The organism is Phaeobacter gallaeciensis (assembly GCF_001678945.1).
Taxonomy (GTDB): Bacteria; Pseudomonadota; Alphaproteobacteria; order Rhodobacterales; family Rhodobacteraceae; genus Phycobacter; species Phycobacter gallaeciensis_A.
Genome location: NZ_CP015124.1, coordinates 1,101,244 through 1,117,166, shown reverse-complemented (window position 1 = coordinate 1,117,166; position 15,923 = coordinate 1,101,244). Strand labels below are relative to the sequence as shown.

11 protein-coding genes and 2 pseudogenes are annotated in these 15,923 nt (G+C 58.9%); 8 read left to right on the top strand and 5 right to left on the bottom strand.

Annotated elements, in window-relative coordinates; translation table 11 throughout:
* The first annotated feature begins 294 nt into the window (after positions 1-294).
* The 4 genes from JL2886_RS05360 (at position 295) to JL2886_RS05340 (ending at position 7,286) form a co-directional block, all read left to right on the top strand.
* A complete protein-coding gene (locus JL2886_RS05360; protein WP_237028428.1) occupies positions 295-2,082 on the top strand; it encodes an amidohydrolase in 1,788 nt (595 codons plus the stop codon).
* A 309-nt stretch (positions 2,083-2,391) separates the two neighbouring features.
* Complete coding sequence (locus JL2886_RS05350) at positions 2,392-4,059, top strand: alpha/beta hydrolase (RefSeq protein WP_065271066.1); 1,668 nt, start codon at positions 2,392-2,394, stop codon at positions 4,057-4,059.
* Positions 4,060-4,459: 400 nt separating this feature from the next.
* Complete coding sequence (locus tag JL2886_RS05345) at positions 4,460-5,386, top strand: ABC transporter transmembrane domain-containing protein (RefSeq protein ID WP_065273546.1); 927 nt, start codon at positions 4,460-4,462, stop codon at positions 5,384-5,386.
* A gap of 376 nt (positions 5,387-5,762) precedes the next feature.
* Positions 5,763-7,286, top strand: a complete 1,524-nt coding sequence (locus JL2886_RS05340) for an amidohydrolase family protein (RefSeq protein ID WP_165832713.1) — start codon at positions 5,763-5,765, stop codon at positions 7,284-7,286.
* Between the two features lie 450 nt (positions 7,287-7,736).
* On the opposite strand, the gene JL2886_RS05335 is transcribed toward JL2886_RS05340, so the two are convergent.
* The gene (locus tag JL2886_RS05335; protein WP_065271064.1) at positions 7,737-8,561 is read right to left on the bottom strand and encodes a flagellin; all 825 of its coding nucleotides are present in this window, start codon (positions 8,559-8,561) and stop codon (positions 7,737-7,739) included.
* A 479-nt stretch (positions 8,562-9,040) separates the two neighbouring features.
* Here JL2886_RS05335 and JL2886_RS05330 point away from each other — a divergent pair, with 479 nt between their 5' ends.
* Positions 9,041-9,304 (top strand): hypothetical protein, encoded by a 264-nt coding sequence (locus JL2886_RS05330; protein WP_133245404.1) that lies wholly within the window; start codon positions 9,041-9,043, stop codon positions 9,302-9,304.
* Positions 9,305-9,320: 16 nt separating this feature from the next.
* On the opposite strand, the gene JL2886_RS05325 is transcribed toward JL2886_RS05330, so the two are convergent.
* The 4 genes and pseudogenes from JL2886_RS05325 to JL2886_RS19680 form a co-directional block, all read right to left on the bottom strand.
* Positions 9,321-9,578, bottom strand: a complete 258-nt coding sequence (locus JL2886_RS05325) for a hypothetical protein (RefSeq protein WP_065271062.1) — start codon at positions 9,576-9,578, stop codon at positions 9,321-9,323.
* 94 nt (positions 9,579-9,672) lie between these two features.
* A pseudogene (locus JL2886_RS05320) lies at positions 9,673-11,060 on the bottom strand (transposase).
* A gap of 254 nt (positions 11,061-11,314) precedes the next feature.
* A pseudogene (locus tag JL2886_RS19390) lies at positions 11,315-12,503 on the bottom strand (IS3 family transposase).
* A gap of 204 nt (positions 12,504-12,707) precedes the next feature.
* Positions 12,708-13,274 (bottom strand): hypothetical protein, encoded by a 567-nt coding sequence (locus tag JL2886_RS19680; RefSeq protein WP_065271061.1) that lies wholly within the window; start codon positions 13,272-13,274, stop codon positions 12,708-12,710.
* Positions 13,275-13,444: 170 nt separating this feature from the next.
* Here JL2886_RS19680 and JL2886_RS05300 point away from each other — a divergent pair, with 170 nt between their 5' ends.
* Genes JL2886_RS05300 through JL2886_RS19380 form a run of 3 tightly spaced genes read left to right on the top strand, consistent with a single transcriptional unit; the run spans position 13,445 to position 15,881 of the window.
* A complete protein-coding gene (locus tag JL2886_RS05300; RefSeq protein WP_065271060.1) occupies positions 13,445-14,167 on the top strand; it encodes a response regulator in 723 nt (240 codons plus the stop codon).
* Positions 14,164-15,573, top strand: a complete 1,410-nt coding sequence (locus JL2886_RS19385) for an ATP-binding protein (RefSeq protein ID WP_335645299.1) — start codon at positions 14,164-14,166, stop codon at positions 15,571-15,573. Before JL2886_RS05300 ends, JL2886_RS19385 begins: the two co-directional genes overlap by 4 nt.
* Positions 15,570-15,881, top strand: a complete 312-nt coding sequence (locus JL2886_RS19380) for an SHOCT domain-containing protein (RefSeq protein ID WP_237028427.1) — start codon at positions 15,570-15,572, stop codon at positions 15,879-15,881. Before JL2886_RS19385 ends, JL2886_RS19380 begins: the two co-directional genes overlap by 4 nt.
* Positions 15,882-15,923 lie beyond the last annotated feature (42 nt).

Below are 15,923 nucleotides of genomic sequence, written 5' to 3'. Positions count from 1 at the left end.
CATTGTTGGCGTGAATGCCTACAGTTGGCGAAAGCCTTCGCGATCCCGCCATCTTTTGGCTAGTCTAAACGGAGCGCTGGAACCAGGTTGCAGCAGATCGGGTCGTGATATCTGGCACCTCGGAGCCTTGGAACTCGTCGCAAGACCACAGCTGAACCGCTGCAATATTGTGCAGGACCGACTTATCCTTCCTGCAATGCCAACAACTTGAACGAACCGAAAAGGAATGAGCCCATGACCCATGACAAGTTTGGTTGCCCGTGCTGCAGTGGCACCTTTGGAAAGTTGTTTGAAGTGAGCCGAAACGTCAGCAAGCTGAAAGCCGCGGCTGAGAGTGGCACAGGCTGGTCCTGCAACTGGGGTATCAACTGGACCAGCATGGGGCGCCGGGATTTCATGAAGACGAGTGCCGCCGGTGTAGGGTTGGCAGCCGTTATGGGAAGGGGCGCCAGAGCGCAGTCGCAGTCAGTCACCGTCTTTACCAACGGCAATGTGCTTACCGTCGATGATGATTTCTCCGAGGTCGAAGCGATTGCTCTTCGCGGCAACCGTATTCTGGCAGTGGGAACCGACGGTGAGGTTCGCGCAGTGGCTGGCGCGGATGCCAAGATCGTCGACCTTGAAGGTAAGACTGTCTTGCCCGGCTTCATCGATGCTCACGCCCATGTCATTTCCGGTTCCGTGGTGGACTCCATCATGGACTATGTCGGCATGGCCCGCTTCACGACCGCCGCCGAAGTGCTGGACCACATCGCAAAGCGCGCAGCGGAAACGCCTGCGGGTGAATGGCTGGTTTTCCGCAACTTCGACCCTGCGGTTCAGGAAGGACCGGATGCGCTGACCTTTGCCGAGCTGGATCCAATCTCAACCGAGCACCCGATTTTCGTTTTAAACGCCTCGGGGCACCTGGCCTATGCCAACTCCAAGGCCTTCGAAGTCTCTGGGATCCCCAATGACATCGAAAATCCTTCGGGCGGAGAGTTTGTCCGCGATGCTGAGGGTAACCTGAACGGCTTCATGAAGAACAACGTGGCGTTCCTGCAGGTTGCCTCGCACTACCCGGGCATGATGGAGGCCGATCCTGTGGAAGGCCTGATTGGGCTGCTGGCAAAATGGGGCGCGGTCGGCCTCACGACGGTCTCGGAGCTCAGCCTTGGCGCGCTAGCGCAGTCGCCTGCGGACGCGCAGGTGATGGCTGCAGCGGCGCAATCCGGGCGCCTTAAGGCGCGTATCCGCGCCTATCCTTTCTATACCTTGGGAACCGAAGCCTGGGACGAGGCGGGTATCCATCAGGGGGACGGGGATGCCATGGCCCGCATCGCGGGCTTCAAACTGGTGGCAGATGGCTCGAACCAGGGGTTCACCGGACTGCAGCGCGAACCATACCTGAACAGCGAAGACCGGGGCCTTGCCTATATGGAACCTGATGAATTGACCGCAATGGCGCTTGAGCGGGCCGGGAAGGGCTGGCACCTTGCGATCCACGGCAATGGCGATGCGGCGATCGATAATGTGCTGGACACCTGTCAGGCGCTTGTTGATGCTGGTGTCGACATCTCCCGGGTCCGTCCGCGGATCGAGCATTGCTCGATACTTCACGACGACCAGATCGAACGGATGCAGCAGCTCGGTGTGTCGGCGAGCTTTCTGATCGGTCACGTTCACTACTGGGGCGTCGCGATGCGTGACGAGGTATTTGGGGAGGAAAAGGCGCAGTTGCTAGACCGATGCCGAAGCGTCGAAGAAGCCGGGGTTGGTTTCACTCTGCATTCGGATTTCATGGTGACCGACCCGAACCCGCTGCACATGATTGAGATGGCCGTCACCCGGCGCACCTGGAAAGAGCCGGATTACATTCTGGCGCCGCAGGAGACGATATCGGTTGAATCTGCGATCCGGGCGCTCACCTCCGAGGCCGCATGGCAACTATTTTCCGATCACGAGGTCGGCAGTCTTGAACCGGGCAAGCTTGCCGACATGGTCATCCTCGAAAAGGATCCGCGCGATGTACCTCCCGACGCTATCAAAAACATCAGCGTTCTCGAAACCTGGATGGATGGTAGAAGGGTCTACTCGTCCTGAACGCATCACCAAGCATTTTGGGCCCGCTCCTTTGGTCTTCATCGTCCTGCCCCTCGTTTCCAAGTTTTTTATTGACCTCGCCAATGTACTGCTCGTCGGCGTGTTTGCCGCTCTTTAGCTGGTCAAAGCGATGGTTCTGATGTCCTGTGGATCGAACAGCCTGGTGCGACTGGCGCTTCGGCCAGCAGACACGCAGCTGGGCCTGTTGACGGAATGGGCTCTGCCCCAGTTTCGCATGCAACCGACACTGGCTAGGTTTTGCGAAAGCTCAGTTCTGCAGCCGCGCGTTGGCACCAAGGACAAAGTTGGATGACTAAGAGAATCCTTTCACTAATCTTCGGCCCGATTTCAGTTCCTTGCCTTCTGCTTGGCCTGTTGTTCTTCGCGGCCTCTCTGACGCCGTCCCTGATTCCACGTGGCCCTGAGTTGCAGGGCGTGCTTGGCGGGTTGGTCACGGCGCTCGGATATCTGGTCGGCCAGATCGCTGCACTCATGTGGAACGCCGGTGACCTGCCGCGCTTGTCGCGCGGTCCGGCGAATGTGCTGATCTGGATCGTATCCGGGGCGATTGTTGTGATGTTCCTGTGGGTTTTGGCTTCCAGCCTGACTTGGCAGAACGATCTCCGCCAGAAAATGGGGATGGAGCCAGCCGACGCTTTGCACCTCGCGTGGATCTCGATCATTGCGGCCGCGACACTCGTCTGCGCCTTTGTGCTCGGGCGGCTCGTCGCATCGCTGTTTCGGCTGATCCGGGCGCGCTTCTATCGGGTGATGCCGCCACGAAGGGCGAATGTGTTCAGTCTGATCGCAGTCGTACTGATCCTCTTCGTGGTCACACGAGATGGCATTCTGGACCGGACCATCGCAGTCCTTGATGAAAGCTATGAAGCGGCGCAGGCTCTGTTCGATGACGCCCCGCCACCGCCGACTGATCTGCGGAAAACCGGAAGTACGGCCTCCTTGATCAACTGGACGGCAATCGGAAAGCCGGGCCGGGATTTCATTATGTCGGGGCCTGATGCGGAAGACATATCGGCATTCACAGGACGGCCAGCGCGCGATCCGATCCGGGTGTATGTCGGCCGTGCCAATGCGGCCACGCCCCGCGAACGTGCGGAATTGGCACTGGCTGAACTGCGCCGTCTGGGCGCCTTCGAGCGTGAGGTTCTGATCGTGGCGAGCCCCACCGGAACCGGTTGGATGGACCCTGGGTCGCATGATCCGGTCGAATACATGCACAACGGTGACATCGCCACGGTTGCCGTACAGTATTCGTATCTGCAGTCGCCACTGGCGCTGATCCTTGAGACCAGCACCGGTCTCGAGCAAGCTACTGCGCTTCAGGAGGTTGTTCACCGGTACTGGAAAACACTTCCAGAGGGCGCCCGTCCGCGGCTCTACATGCATGGCCTCAGCCTCGGTGCCTGGTCCTCAATGCATGCAACCAATCTTTTTCGGCTTCTGGACGACCCGATTGATGGGGCTTTCTGGGCAGGTCCGCCGTTTCCCTCGAATTTTTGGAACTACGTCCAGAAACATCGCAATCCGGGCAGTTCCTGGGTTTTACCGCAGATCGGAGATGGTTCGCTGGTGCGCTACGCTTCACGCACCAGCGATGCGTCCGGGTCACCTTCCGCCTGGGGCCCTATGCGCATTGTCTTTCTGCAGTATTCCAGTGATCCGGTCGTCTTCTACGATCCGGCGTCTCTTTGGCGTCGACCTCAATGGATGCGTGACCCGCCCGCGGATGATATGTCCAAGCACTTTTTCTTTATGCCTATAGTGACCCAGTTTCAGTTGGCTTTGGATCTGGCGCTGTCCTTCGGCTCGCCGCCCGGGCACGGCCATGCCTACTATGCACAGGACTATATCGGCCCGTGGGTGCAGGTTACAGAACCCAAGGGCTGGACAAGCGACGATACCCAACGTCTGAAAGCGCATTGTGACAACGGATTTCAGAGAGGCTGTTCGAACTGAAATGAGCCTACTGCTTGGGACAAGCATTTCGTTGGCGTGGCCAGTTCAGACAAGCCGTTTGGCGCCACAGGACTATTCCGCCAAGGCAGAGAGCGTGGCGCTTCGTTTGCTTCCATGCCGGGTTCGGATATCCGTTTTCCGTGATCCCGCACTTCGCTCACGCTTAAGCGAAGTGCAGAAAATGGACATTGCCAATCCGTTCCTATCGTCAAATTGGCAACTCTTTGCTTGGCAGCTGTGCCAAGTGTGGGCCGTTCTCACCAGTAACGCACCCTACAATCCACATTGCGCCTAGGGGGACAAACAGGCCGGTTGGTGAAGGGACGCGAATGTTTCAGAGTTGTGCTATGCCGACCTTGGCGCGACTGTGTCTCTGGTCGACCACGCAAAGGGGGGCAAGATGCTTCAGCTTTATTCCGCGATCTGGCGCGTAAGCGGTCCGCGCCAAATTGTACTGATCCTGCTTTCTCTGTCCATAGCCGCACTCGCGGCCGCGCCGCTCAAGTTTCAGCAGGACATCGTGAACCTTCTGACCGAAGGCTCTTTTGACACGTCGGAGCTCTTCATTCTCGGGGGCGGCATGATGGGCGTGGTCCTGCTCAGCCTTGGCCTGAAGTGGCTTATGGGATACCGATCTCAGATCCTTGGGGAGGACGTCATTCGTCTACTTCGCAGCAGACTGCTGGATGGGGCCGTCAGTGAACAAGGAATAAACGGTCGTGTTCGCACCGGCGCACTGTCGACCGCGATTTCGGCCGAAGCCGAAGAGCTTGGCAAGTTCACCGGGTCCGCCATCTCGGAACCGGTGATGCAGTTGGGGACCTTGATCAGCGTGATCGGCTTCATCGCATCAACGCAACCCGTGCTGGGTGTCGTAGCGCTTTCGATGCTGGTTCCGCAGATCGGGATCGTGGTCTTCTCTCAGAGCAAGGTGAACATGTTGCTAGCCAAGCGGGTGAAGATCCTGCGGCGCGCGGCTGACCAGCTGACAGAGACTGAGCTGCGCGCTGTCGTGACTTCGGTGAAGGAAGACTTCGACCGTATCTATGAAACCAGACGCACCATGTTTCACTGGAAGCTGTCGACGAAGTTCATTCTGAGCGCCATCAACGGTGCGGGCACGGTCTTTGTCTTCATGCTGGGCGGAGCGCTTGTTCTTGAGGGTCGAACGGATGTCGGCACGATCGTGGCCGCGACCCTAGGATTGAGTCGGCTGCAAGCGCCGACGGCATTTCTGATCGCCTTTTATCGCCAGGTCAGCGCTAATCGCGTGAAGTACGAACTGCTTCGTACGCTGCCTTTAGGACAGACTGCAGCAAGCACATGAGCATTGTGGGCGGAGAGGAACTGCCCAAAGCAACCATTCAGCCAGCGCCCTTACGCAGCTGGTGTTTAGCATTCTTGTTGAGGCAAAAAGGTCAAGAAAGGTGGAACGAACCGAGATCATGCGTGGCAGTGAACATGGCGCGCCGAGCTGACCGGATCCCACATCGGTCCTGTTGCTGATCAAGCGGTTTGATCTCGGTCAAAGTCCGCCTCAGTACCACAGTCCAATGTTGAAGCGAACAAAACTCACATCGCCCTTTTGGGGTGCGGTCCAGTGTTTGGATTCTACACGGTGGCTGCTGCTCGTTCACATACAGATTTGCTGGACTTCGCCTGTCGGTAGTCCGCCCATTTTTCTACAAGTTTGGAGATTTGATATGATACGTACGATCACCATGGCCGTCGCCATCGGAGTGATGTCCAATATTGTTTCAGCAGAGGAACGTTACGATCTGGTCATCACCGGCGCGCGCGTCGTCGATCCCGAAACGATGCTGGACCAAGTTCGCAATATCGGCATTTCTGGCGAAGAGATCGCCATCGTCACACCAGAAGCGATCAGCGGTGCTGACATGATCGACGCCAGCGGGTTGATCGCCGCTCCGGGTTTCATCGATTTTCATGCCCATGGCCAGGACCCCTACAGCGAGAAGGTTTCCATCTTCGACGGTCGCACGACACAAATGGACCTTGAAGCGGGCGCCCTGCCGCTTTCGGACTACTATGAAGCCAAGGCCGGAATCTCGCTGGCGAATTATGGAGCGTCGGTTGGCCATGCTTCTGCCCGTCTATTGTTGATGGATGGCGTAGAGTCCCACGGCAGCCCAATGATGACCCACGCTCTGCAAAAGGCGGGTAAGACTGGCAATCAATGGTCCGTCAACCAAGCCACGGATGAACAACTGGATCAGATCGATGATTTGGTTACCGACGGAATTCATAATGGTGGACTCGGGATTGGCGTCATGGTCGGATACTATCCATCCGCCCGCAGTGAAGGCATCGCTCGGATGGCGCGCGTTGCGTCTGACAACCACAGTTTCCTAACCACGCATCCCCGCTACCTTAGCAACATCGCCCCTAGTGGAGTGTTAGGGCAGCAAGAATTCATTGCCTTGTCGATGGCATATGACGTGCCACTGGTATTGCACCACATTCCGACAAACGCCCTATCCGATACAAAAGCCGCGCTTGCCATGGTTGACCGGGGCAACGCGAATGGCGCGACGATCCTGGGAGAAGCCTTTCCCTATGTGAAAGGTTCAAGCTTCATCGCCGCCGAGATCCTCTCTCCGGGGTGGCAGGAACGGACCGGCATGGACTATTCGGATTTGATTTGGGTCGAAACCGGGGAAACGCTGACCGAGGAGACTTTCAACAAATATCGCACCGAACGTCCCGACGGCTTCTTCGTGATGGAGCACATAAAAGAACCCGACATGATGGCCGCCATCTTGCACCCGGACATCATCATCGGCAGCGATGGTATGCCTCTGGTTGATGATGACGGGCATTCATTGCCTTTTGACGCACCATTCGGAGCTGGTCTTGGCCACCCACGCAGCGCAGGCACGTTTGGCAAATACCTCAGGATCGCGATCGACGATGGCACCCTGACCATGCCGCAGATCATCGCCAAAACAGCCTATTTGCAAGCTGAATTCCTTGAGCCTTTCGCCCCGTCAATGGCAAAACGTGGTCGGCTTCAAGCGGGAACATTCGCTGATATCACTATCTTCGATCCAGACGAAGTGAATGGAATGGCAGGGTACGATGCTGGGACGAACAGCCTCGCCTCCAAAGGCTTCGTACATGTTATTGTCAACGGACATCCGGTGATCCGTGATGGAGAATTGAACGCGGATGTTCATCCCGGGGAGGCAATTCGCGCCGGGCAGTGAGCGATGGAACACTGAATAGGTCGTGCCCGGTATCTGAAACGACGTTCTAAAGTGGTCAATTCAAGCGACCACGTCGGTCGAGACAGCCGATGCGTAGACCTCTGGCTGAACGGTAGTTTTCGGTCGCTATGCCCTACTGCATGGCACTCATTACATACTTTGCAAATCCGCTTCCTGCGCTTCGCTGACCTTGATGCCGGGCGCAGCATCCCCTGGGGCAACTGAGCAGACTTGAAGGTCCGCCTTCAGGAAGCCTTTCGCGCACGCAGCAGTGCCTTCGCTGCGCCTTGAATGAATGTCGTGATTGGGGCTGGAGCGCCGCCCCGCAAGACTGGCAGAAACTATTCCAGCGCCTAAACTCTGGTAAGGGCTGCTATGAACAGCCCAAGTCATCGGTGAGGGGCTGGGGTAAATACCGGGACGCGCTTGGCGCGCCCCGGATCAGATCGCTTAACGGAACAGCTGCTGCAGTGTCTGTGGCGCCGAGTTGGCAATCGACAGAGCCTGTACACCCAGCTGTTGCTGGGTTTGCAACGCCTTCAATCGGGCGGATGCTTCTTCCATATCAGTATCTACCAGCGCACCGATGCCGCTCTTCATCGCGTCGGACACCTTTGAGACGAATTCGGACTGCTTCTCGATGCGGGCTGCCGAAGCCCCCAGGGCGGCGGCGCCGTCAACCGCAGTCTGAATCAGAGCCTCAATGTCGTCGATGGAAGCTTCAGCGTTTGCGGCCGTGTCGACCACTACGGTTGTCAGGTCCAGGCTGGCTTCAAAATCGACCGAGCTTACGGTGATGTTCGACGCGGTGACTGTACCCGTGGAATCGCGGTCCAGCGAGGACAGAACGGTCAGGTCGCCACCAGCGGTGTTCAGCAGGTTCGCACCGTTAAACTGCGACCCTGTGATGATCGAGGTGATCTGGTTTTTCAGCTCGGTGACTTCAGCTTCGAGTTTCCCGTTGTCCACGTTCTCCCCAGTTGCATTGACCACTTTTTCCTTCATTTCCTTCAGAAGGTCGGTGATCTGTTCGGCCCCGGCCGTTGCCACCGCCACCGTGGATTCACCCAGAGCCAGCGAGTCGCCCACGGCGTTGAAACCTGCAACGTCCGATTCCATGACTTTCGAGATCGCCCAGATGGCCGAGTTGTCCTTGGCAGTTGCGACGTCCTTACCGGTGGAAATCGCGTTCTGGGTGCTCTCCAGGTTCATGTTGATGGAGTTCAGAGTCTGCAGAGCGACCATTGCGCCGTTGTTCGTCAGAATGCTGGTCATAGCTTTTATTCCTTTAGCAATATGAGACGTTTCGTCTCGCGTGTTTGATGCCCCGAAGGGCGTCTCTGACGTCTTTCTGACTATGCGTTAAGCCATCCGGCTTCCGCGCCCCCCCGTTTCCCAAGGCGCGAGGGAACATTACCGTGAGGTTTGCTAAGGAAGTGCTAAATTGGAGACCAAGCTTATGTGAAATCCCTCAAGGGCTTTGTGACCTTGCACATACATAAGGGCTGGCTGGCATTTGATGGCGGGGACCAGGTGCGATATCGCTACGCGCCCCTTGCCGCAGCGGCGCAGGTCCGGTGTCGAGCCCGGAGCGGTGCTTGCCTCCCAGAAATTGCGTCGTCATAGTTTGAAACATGGAATATCCGCCTTGGTTGCCAGCCCCGGAAAACACACACGCAGGCAGAATTCTTGCGATCGCTCGCTGCATCTTTGACATGCACTTCTGCATAGAAAACCCACGCGGAAGCGGGCCGATGAAGGTCTTTGACAATATGTGCAGTGGCGACCTTGAAAAATCTGCGACAGTTCTGAACCTTGCGGGCTTCATAGAATTTATTGATGACTTTGGGCGAAGGAGTATTTTTTCCTGTGAACCAAAGGACTTCTCCGTAATAGCCAATTCCGAAAGAGCCCTAAACGTTGATCCCAAACTTGTTTCGGAAGCAGTCGTTCGCCTCGCCAGCGGTTCTGTTTGCTCAAGCGAGGAAATCCAGTATCTAGCCAAGGAACTGGAGTAGGGGCCTTGAGTTCAAATCACCGCTTTGTCCGCGTTCCCGCCGTTCGAAGGTGGTCGGCGGCTGCGCCTGCGGCGAAGGTCAGCTCTTCCTTGTGCGCCTGCGGCATGGATTGCTCGCCATGTCGCCAGATCCGCCGAGTTTGCAAATGTCGCTTTCTGCGCTTCGCTGACTTTTGAGCCGGACGCAGCATCACCTGGGTCCATTGAGCAGGCTTGAAGGTCCGCTTGCGGGAAATCTTTCGCGCAGGTAGCAGCGCCTTCGCTGCATCCTGCATGAATGTCGTGATTGGGCTTATTCCGTTGAAAAACGCGGCCCGGTAGCCGCTGTGGGTGTCCCCCGAGATTGAGCGCGCGTTGGCCCGCCTCTCTTCAGCAGGCGATTTGTGGTGGCGGCAGGAGCTTTGCGAGCTTCCGGAGGTTCTGGGCGGTGGCTGCGAGGTGGAATTCGTCGCGCGCGCCGAGAGGGCCCCGCAATCGAAGACGGTTCAGTCCCAGGATCCGCTTCAGATGGGCGAACAGCATCTCAACCTTCTTCCTCAGTTTGCAGAAGATCGCGTATTCCGTGGTCTGAGCGATCGCACGGGCCCGATCGCGGGATGGCTCGTAGATCGACCGGAGCACCTTGCGTGCAGGCGCCTTCGGGCAGCAGCGTGCTTTCAGTTCGCAGACATCGCAGTCGGCCTTGCTGGCTCGGTAGCGCAGCATCCCATGCTCGTCCGGCTTCTGCTCTCTGGCCATCGTGAAGGCCCGACGGTTCTGTTTCAACTCCTTGCCGCCCGGACAGGTGTAGGTGTCCTGCTCGGCATCATAGGTGAAGTCGGTGCGTTCGAATGTTCCATCCCGGCGCGCCGACTTGTCAAATACCGAGATATGAGGTGCGATCCCGCGCTGGCGATCCAGCCAGTCCAGCATCTCGCCCGTGCCGTAGGCAGTGTCGGCGATCAGGCGTTCTGGTTGTAGGGCGAAGGTATCGCTCACACGATCGATCATGGTGCGCACCGATCCGACTTCGGCCTGGCGGATCGAACGGGTGGCCTCGATGTCAAGGATCACGCCGTTGTCGGTATCGATCAAGTAGTTGTTGGAATATGCAAAATAGGCTGGCCCACCCCTTGCCCCGGTCCATTGCGACGCGGGATCGGAGTGCGAGGTGTACTTCGGCTCGACCGGGCTGGCCACACCGAACGCCGCATCATCGAGCGTGGCCAGGTATTCCCTGACCGCCCGCGGCACCTCCTTGGGATCGATCTTGTCCGGCTGCCAATCCGCCTTGGGCGTCGAGTTCTGCCGGTTCGCGTCAGCTTGAATGATGCTGGCGTCTGCCGCAAAGCGCTGGCCGCTTGCCAGTCCCTCCGCGATGCAGCGGGCAACCACCGTTTCGAACAGATGGCACAGCAGATTGCTGTCTCTGAAACGGCCCATGTCGGTTCTTGGAGAAGGTCGAGTGGTCCGGCACCGGGGCGGTCAAATCGAGGCGGCAGAACCAGCGGTAGGCGAGGTTGAGATGGACCTCTTCGCACAGCCGACGTTCCGAACGGATACCCATGATGTAGCCAAAAAAGCAGCATCCGGATCATCAGTTCGGGATCAACCGACGGTCGCCCGGTGGAGCTGTCGAACGGCGCCAGATGCTGCCGGATCCCGGCCAGATCGACAAACCGGTCCACCGCCCGGAGCATGTGGCCGACCGGGACATGTGTCTCGATCGAGAACTCGTAGAACAGAGCGCTCTGCGCTTGCTGTCGGGAACCCATCATCGCCGCTCACGTCCACCTGCCACGTGGAAATTGAATCAGCGCTCAGGGCTTCACGCAAGCAGAGTTTTTCAACAAAATGGGCTGTCTGGCGTCATCTGGGGACGGGAACGAGGCGCGCCTTCGCTGCGCCCCTGCTGCCGCAGCGCCGCAAGGCGGCTCTGAGCCCAAAATTACTAACACTGCAAGCGCAGAATGATGCGCTTATGCTCTGAGCCCCAACCTTGGACCGCCAGAAGCTGGATTTTCCGGCTCTGTCACGATGACGGGCTGGTGACGCCATCGGGATAATGCATGGCAATCGAGACGTTGTATCCGATTGCGCTGTGGGGTCTATCCTCATTGTAGTGCCGACGCCAATCCTCCAGCTTTTCGCGGTCATCTGCAAGGCTCATGAACCAGTGTGCGTTCAGGCATTCCGCCCGGAGCTTGCTGTTGAACGCCTGAATGAAGCCATTGTCCGTGGGCTTTCCAGGCCGTGAGAAGTCGAGGGTAACGTCGTTGGCGTAGGCCCAGAGATCGAGGTCCCGCGAGATGAACTCGCTGCCGTTATCGACTCTGATCGTCTTGGGGTAGCCGATCTGCCCGCAGACCCGTTCGAGCGTCTGCACAACATCTTCGCCCCGATAGGTGAAGCGCGGATCGGCCGCAGGGCAGAGCCGGGAATGCGTGTCGACGATGGTCAGGATACGCAACCTCCTGTCCAGGGCGAGCTGGTCGTGAACGAAGTCCCTTCCGGCAGATTGCGCTTGCGCAATCGCCTTTCGGGCAAGGCATCGCCCAGACATCGTTCGGCCCGACGGCTTCCTGACGGTCTTCTCTGAGCTTTGCCTTCACCCGGCGCTTCGGGTGCTTGTTCCTGAGCCGCAGGCCCAACGCGTTGTAAATCCTGTGTGTCTTCTTCATGTTGATTACCCAGCCCTCCCGTCTCAGAAGCACGTGAACGCGCCTGTAGCCATAGCGCACACGCGTCTCTGCAATCTCTTTGATCCGCCGTTCAACGGCAGCCTGATCCGTCCGCCGGGACTCGTAGTGGGAGCTGGATGTGTCGAAGCAGATGGCCCCACAGGCCCTCCGGATCGACACGCCCCAATCGACGCACATCCCAGTGACGATTTCGCGCAAACGGCCAGGCTTCAGAGCTTTCGCCGAATGACATCCTGAAGCATTTCCCGATCGAGCGTCAGATCGGCCACGGTTCTACGGGCTTACGCGGCCCCACTGGGGCCACGGTCCCTTCGAACTCTTCAGCCGGGTGTTCTCATCCTCCAGCGCTTTCAGCCGACGCATCTCATCCGGCAGAAGGCCCCCGTATTTTTTCTTCCAGTTGAAATATGTCGCCTGGCTGATCCCCGCCTTGCGGCAGATCTCCGCAACCGGCGTGCCTTGTTCGCCCTGCTTCAGGATGAAGGCCTTCTGCGCCTCCGTGAACTTAGATGCTTTCATGCGATTCCGCGCCTCTCCCAGCTGGGGAAACTTAGCGGAAAACTCCAGCTTCATACGGTCCAGTTTTCAGGGGACAGAGCATCTTTTCGTCGGGCTTTTCACTCAGACGGCGGTCGTGCCGAGGGTGCGTCGAACGGTTCCCGAGCGATAGGGGAGTGGCCCGGCCGATGTGACCGGACCCAAGGTAAAGGCGCCGATGCAGGATTACTCTTGTTCCGACATGCCCTGCATCATCTGATGCCCACCCATGCCTGTCCCGTGCATGCCGCCGTCGTTCATCCCGTTCCCATGCATCCGTTTCATCCGATTGGCGATAGCACTCATTTCATCAGAGGTGATGGCGCCATCCCCGTCCGCATCCAGATGCTGGAAACGGTCTACCATCGTCTCGCGCAGCATCGCGGCGTGCCAGACCGAAAATTCGTCAAGGGACAGGGTACCATCACCGTCGGCGTCATAGTCTTTCAGGCCCGCCTGCATCTTTTTGCCAGGCATGCCATCCATCATGTCCGCCCCCATCATGGTCCGCATCATGTCGCGGTCCATCCGGGACATGCCGTGCCGTTCGGCGCCGCCGCCGTGGATCTGCATCATTTTGCGCATCATGTGTTTCATCATCATCTCGTGGTGATCGCCCTGCATCTGCGGCTTTTCATCCCCCATATGTGCCCCGCCGGTATTGCCTCCGTGATGGCGGCTGTCGGCCAGAGCGCCTCCGGCGGTGAGCAGGGAAACGGCGAGAATGCTTGCGGTTTTTGCAAATGTCGGCATGAAATCCTCCTGTGGTTCGGGTCGATACCCATCACCTTGGGATGATTGCGCAGAATGGAAGGCCGTCGCATCATCAGAATTGTAACGGTCTGTCGCAAGCCGACTGTCTGATACAATCCGCTACAATTGCGATGGTGAAATTCAAACGGTCTTTCCGGTAGGACAACAGCATGGGACCCCAGCCGCATATCCTTGTCGTCGACGATCACGCGCAGATCCGTGAAAGCGTTAAGCGCTACCTTGAAAAGAACGGGATGCGGGCGACAGCGGCCAAGGACGCCGCCGATATGGACGTGCAGCTTGCGGCGGGGCATTTCGATCTTGTCGTGCTGGACGTGATGATGCCCGGCGAAGACGGCCTGTCGGCCTGTCGGAGGCTGGCCGATGACGGCACCGTACCAGTCATCATGCTGACCGCGCTTGGCGAAGAGAGCGACCGTATCTCCGGTCTTGAGATCGGCGCAGATGATTACCTTGCAAAGCCATTCAATCCGCGCGAGCTGTTGGCCCGGATCAAGTCGGTCCTTCGGCGGAGCAGGCGGCAGGACCCTCTGGCCGGGCGGCTGGCGGGGCACAGGGTGCGGTTCGAACATCTGGTGCTCGACACCGACCGGCAGATCCTCATTGATGACAACGCAGATGAAATCCCGCTGACCAGTTCGGAATTCCGGTTGCTGGTTGTCCTGCTGGAACGGGCGCGCATGGTGCTGAGCCGCGATCAGCTGCTCGATCTTACCGCCGGGCGAACTGCCGGCCCTCTGGACCGCACCATCGACAACCAGATCAGCCGCCTGCGGCGCAAGATCGAGCCCGATGTCCTGCGCCCCCGGATCATCAAGACGGTGCGCAACGGCGGGTACTGCCTGGCCACGGATGTGGAGGAGGAGGCGTGATATTACGCCGCCGGATGTCGCTGCGGGTGCAGCTGACCCTGCTGGTCGTTGCGGCACTGGTCGCAGCGCTACTGCTCAGCCTGTTCCTGTTCGCGGATGAACGCAGCCTCGCGATCCGCGCCGCGCTTGGCTTTGAAGCCGCCGGGCGCGCGGCAAATGTGGCGCGGCTGATCGAGGAAGCGCCTCGCGATCTGCATGCTTCGATCCTGCGGGCCGCGAACTCGCCGCTGGTGCGTTTCGAATTGGCGGATATAGCGTCGGTCCAGCACATGGACCACTCTGACGGCGGCCTGGTCGAAGCCCGTATCCGCACGCTGTTGGACGACAGTTTCAGCCGGGATATCCGTGTCGAGCTGCACCAGATCGAAGGGCAGCTGATGCCGCTGCCCAACCTGTCGCCGGAAATGACCGACATGCATATGGCGATGATGCGGGGTGAGCTGACGGCGGTCGAGATGAACCTCTCTATCGCGATCCGTGGCGGTCAATGGCTGAACGTGGGCACCCGTTTTGAACGGCCTCCGATCCAGTGGCCGCTCTATTCGATGCTGACCTTCGCCCTGTCGGCGGCGGTATTGCTGGTCGTGGTGATCTGGTTCGTGATGGCGCGCCTGACTGGCCCCCTCAGGCGGCTGGCCCGTGCGGCCGACAGTCTTGGACGCGGCGAAGATGTGGCCGAACTGCTCGTCGCAGGCCCAAGCGAGGTGCGCGATCTTACCCGTGCTTTCAACCGGATGCAGGACCGCCTGACTCGCTTTGTAGGGGACCGCACGCGGATGCTCGCGGCCCTCGGGCACGACCTACGCTCACCGCTGACCGCCCTGCGGGTCCGCGCGGAGATGGTCGATGATGAAGAAACCCGCGACAGCCTTGTGGCCTCGCTGCAGGAGATGCAGGGCATGGTCGATGCAACGCTGACCTTTGCCCGAGGGCTGACCGGATCCGAACGCCCTGAAACCATAAAACTGCATGATTTTCTTTCGGTCTTGCGCGCCGACATACCAGGCGGTTTCGATCTTGGCGCCGGGCCTGACACAAAGGCGCGCTTGCGGCCCAATGCCATCCGGCGGGCGCTGCGCAATCTTATCGAAAACGCCAATCGCTATGGCGGCGGCGCCTCGGTGGGCTGGCAGCGCGTGGGCGATACTGTTGTCCTGACGGTTGACGACAACGGCCCCGGCATTCCGGAGGACGAGGCCGAGAAAGTCTTTGATCCGTTCTACCGGCTTGAGGCGTCGCGATCGCTGGAAACCGGGGGGCATGGGCTGGGCCTGTCGATTGCGCGGACGATCATCCAGGCGCATGGCGGCGACATCACCCTCAGGAACCGTGAAACAGGCGGGCTACGCGCCATCGTGACGATCCCGCTTGCCGGAGAAACACCCGATGAAAGGAGAGAAAGATGACCCTGAAACTCTGGAGTATGACTGCTGCGGCGGGCCTTTTCGCCTCAACAGCAATGGCAGATCCCGAAGGCCACTGGGACGGGCATATGATGTGGGGCGGCGGCTATGGCGTATTCGGCGGGCTGATGATGCTGGTCTTCTGGGGCGTTGTCATCGCCCTGATCGTGCTGGCCGTGCATTGGCTGAGGGACAGCCGCCCGGGTGGCGCCCGGTCCTCCGATGCGCTCGATATCCTGCGGGAACGGCTCGCCAAGGGCGAAATCGACGAGGATGAATTCCGCCGTCGCAAGGCCACGCTTGAGGAATAACCTGACCCATCAGGTCAAACGCTCAAACAGCACAGGCCGGGC

What these genes read in the sequence shown, in the direction of transcription:
- JL2886_RS05335 (WP_065271064.1), bottom strand. Translation starts at nt 8,561, where the DNA reads ATGACCAGCATTCTGACGAACAACGGCGCAATGGTCGCTCTGCAGACT.
- JL2886_RS19380 (WP_237028427.1), top strand. Translation starts at nt 15,570, where the DNA reads ATGACCCTGAAACTCTGGAGTATGACTGCTGCGGCGGGCCTTTTCGCC.
- JL2886_RS05345 (WP_065273546.1), top strand. Translation starts at nt 4,460, where the DNA reads ATGCTTCAGCTTTATTCCGCGATCTGGCGCGTAAGCGGTCCGCGCCAA.
- JL2886_RS05330 (WP_133245404.1), top strand. Translation starts at nt 9,041, where the DNA reads ATGAAGGTCTTTGACAATATGTGCAGTGGCGACCTTGAAAAATCTGCG.
- JL2886_RS05325 (WP_065271062.1), bottom strand. Translation starts at nt 9,578, where the DNA reads ATGCAGGATGCAGCGAAGGCGCTGCTACCTGCGCGAAAGATTTCCCGC.
- JL2886_RS05300 (WP_065271060.1), top strand. Translation starts at nt 13,445, where the DNA reads ATGGGACCCCAGCCGCATATCCTTGTCGTCGACGATCACGCGCAGATC.
- JL2886_RS19680 (WP_065271061.1), bottom strand. Translation starts at nt 13,274, where the DNA reads ATGCCGACATTTGCAAAAACCGCAAGCATTCTCGCCGTTTCCCTGCTC.
- JL2886_RS05350 (WP_065271066.1), top strand. Translation starts at nt 2,392, where the DNA reads ATGACTAAGAGAATCCTTTCACTAATCTTCGGCCCGATTTCAGTTCCT.
- JL2886_RS05340 (WP_165832713.1), top strand. Translation starts at nt 5,763, where the DNA reads ATGATACGTACGATCACCATGGCCGTCGCCATCGGAGTGATGTCCAAT.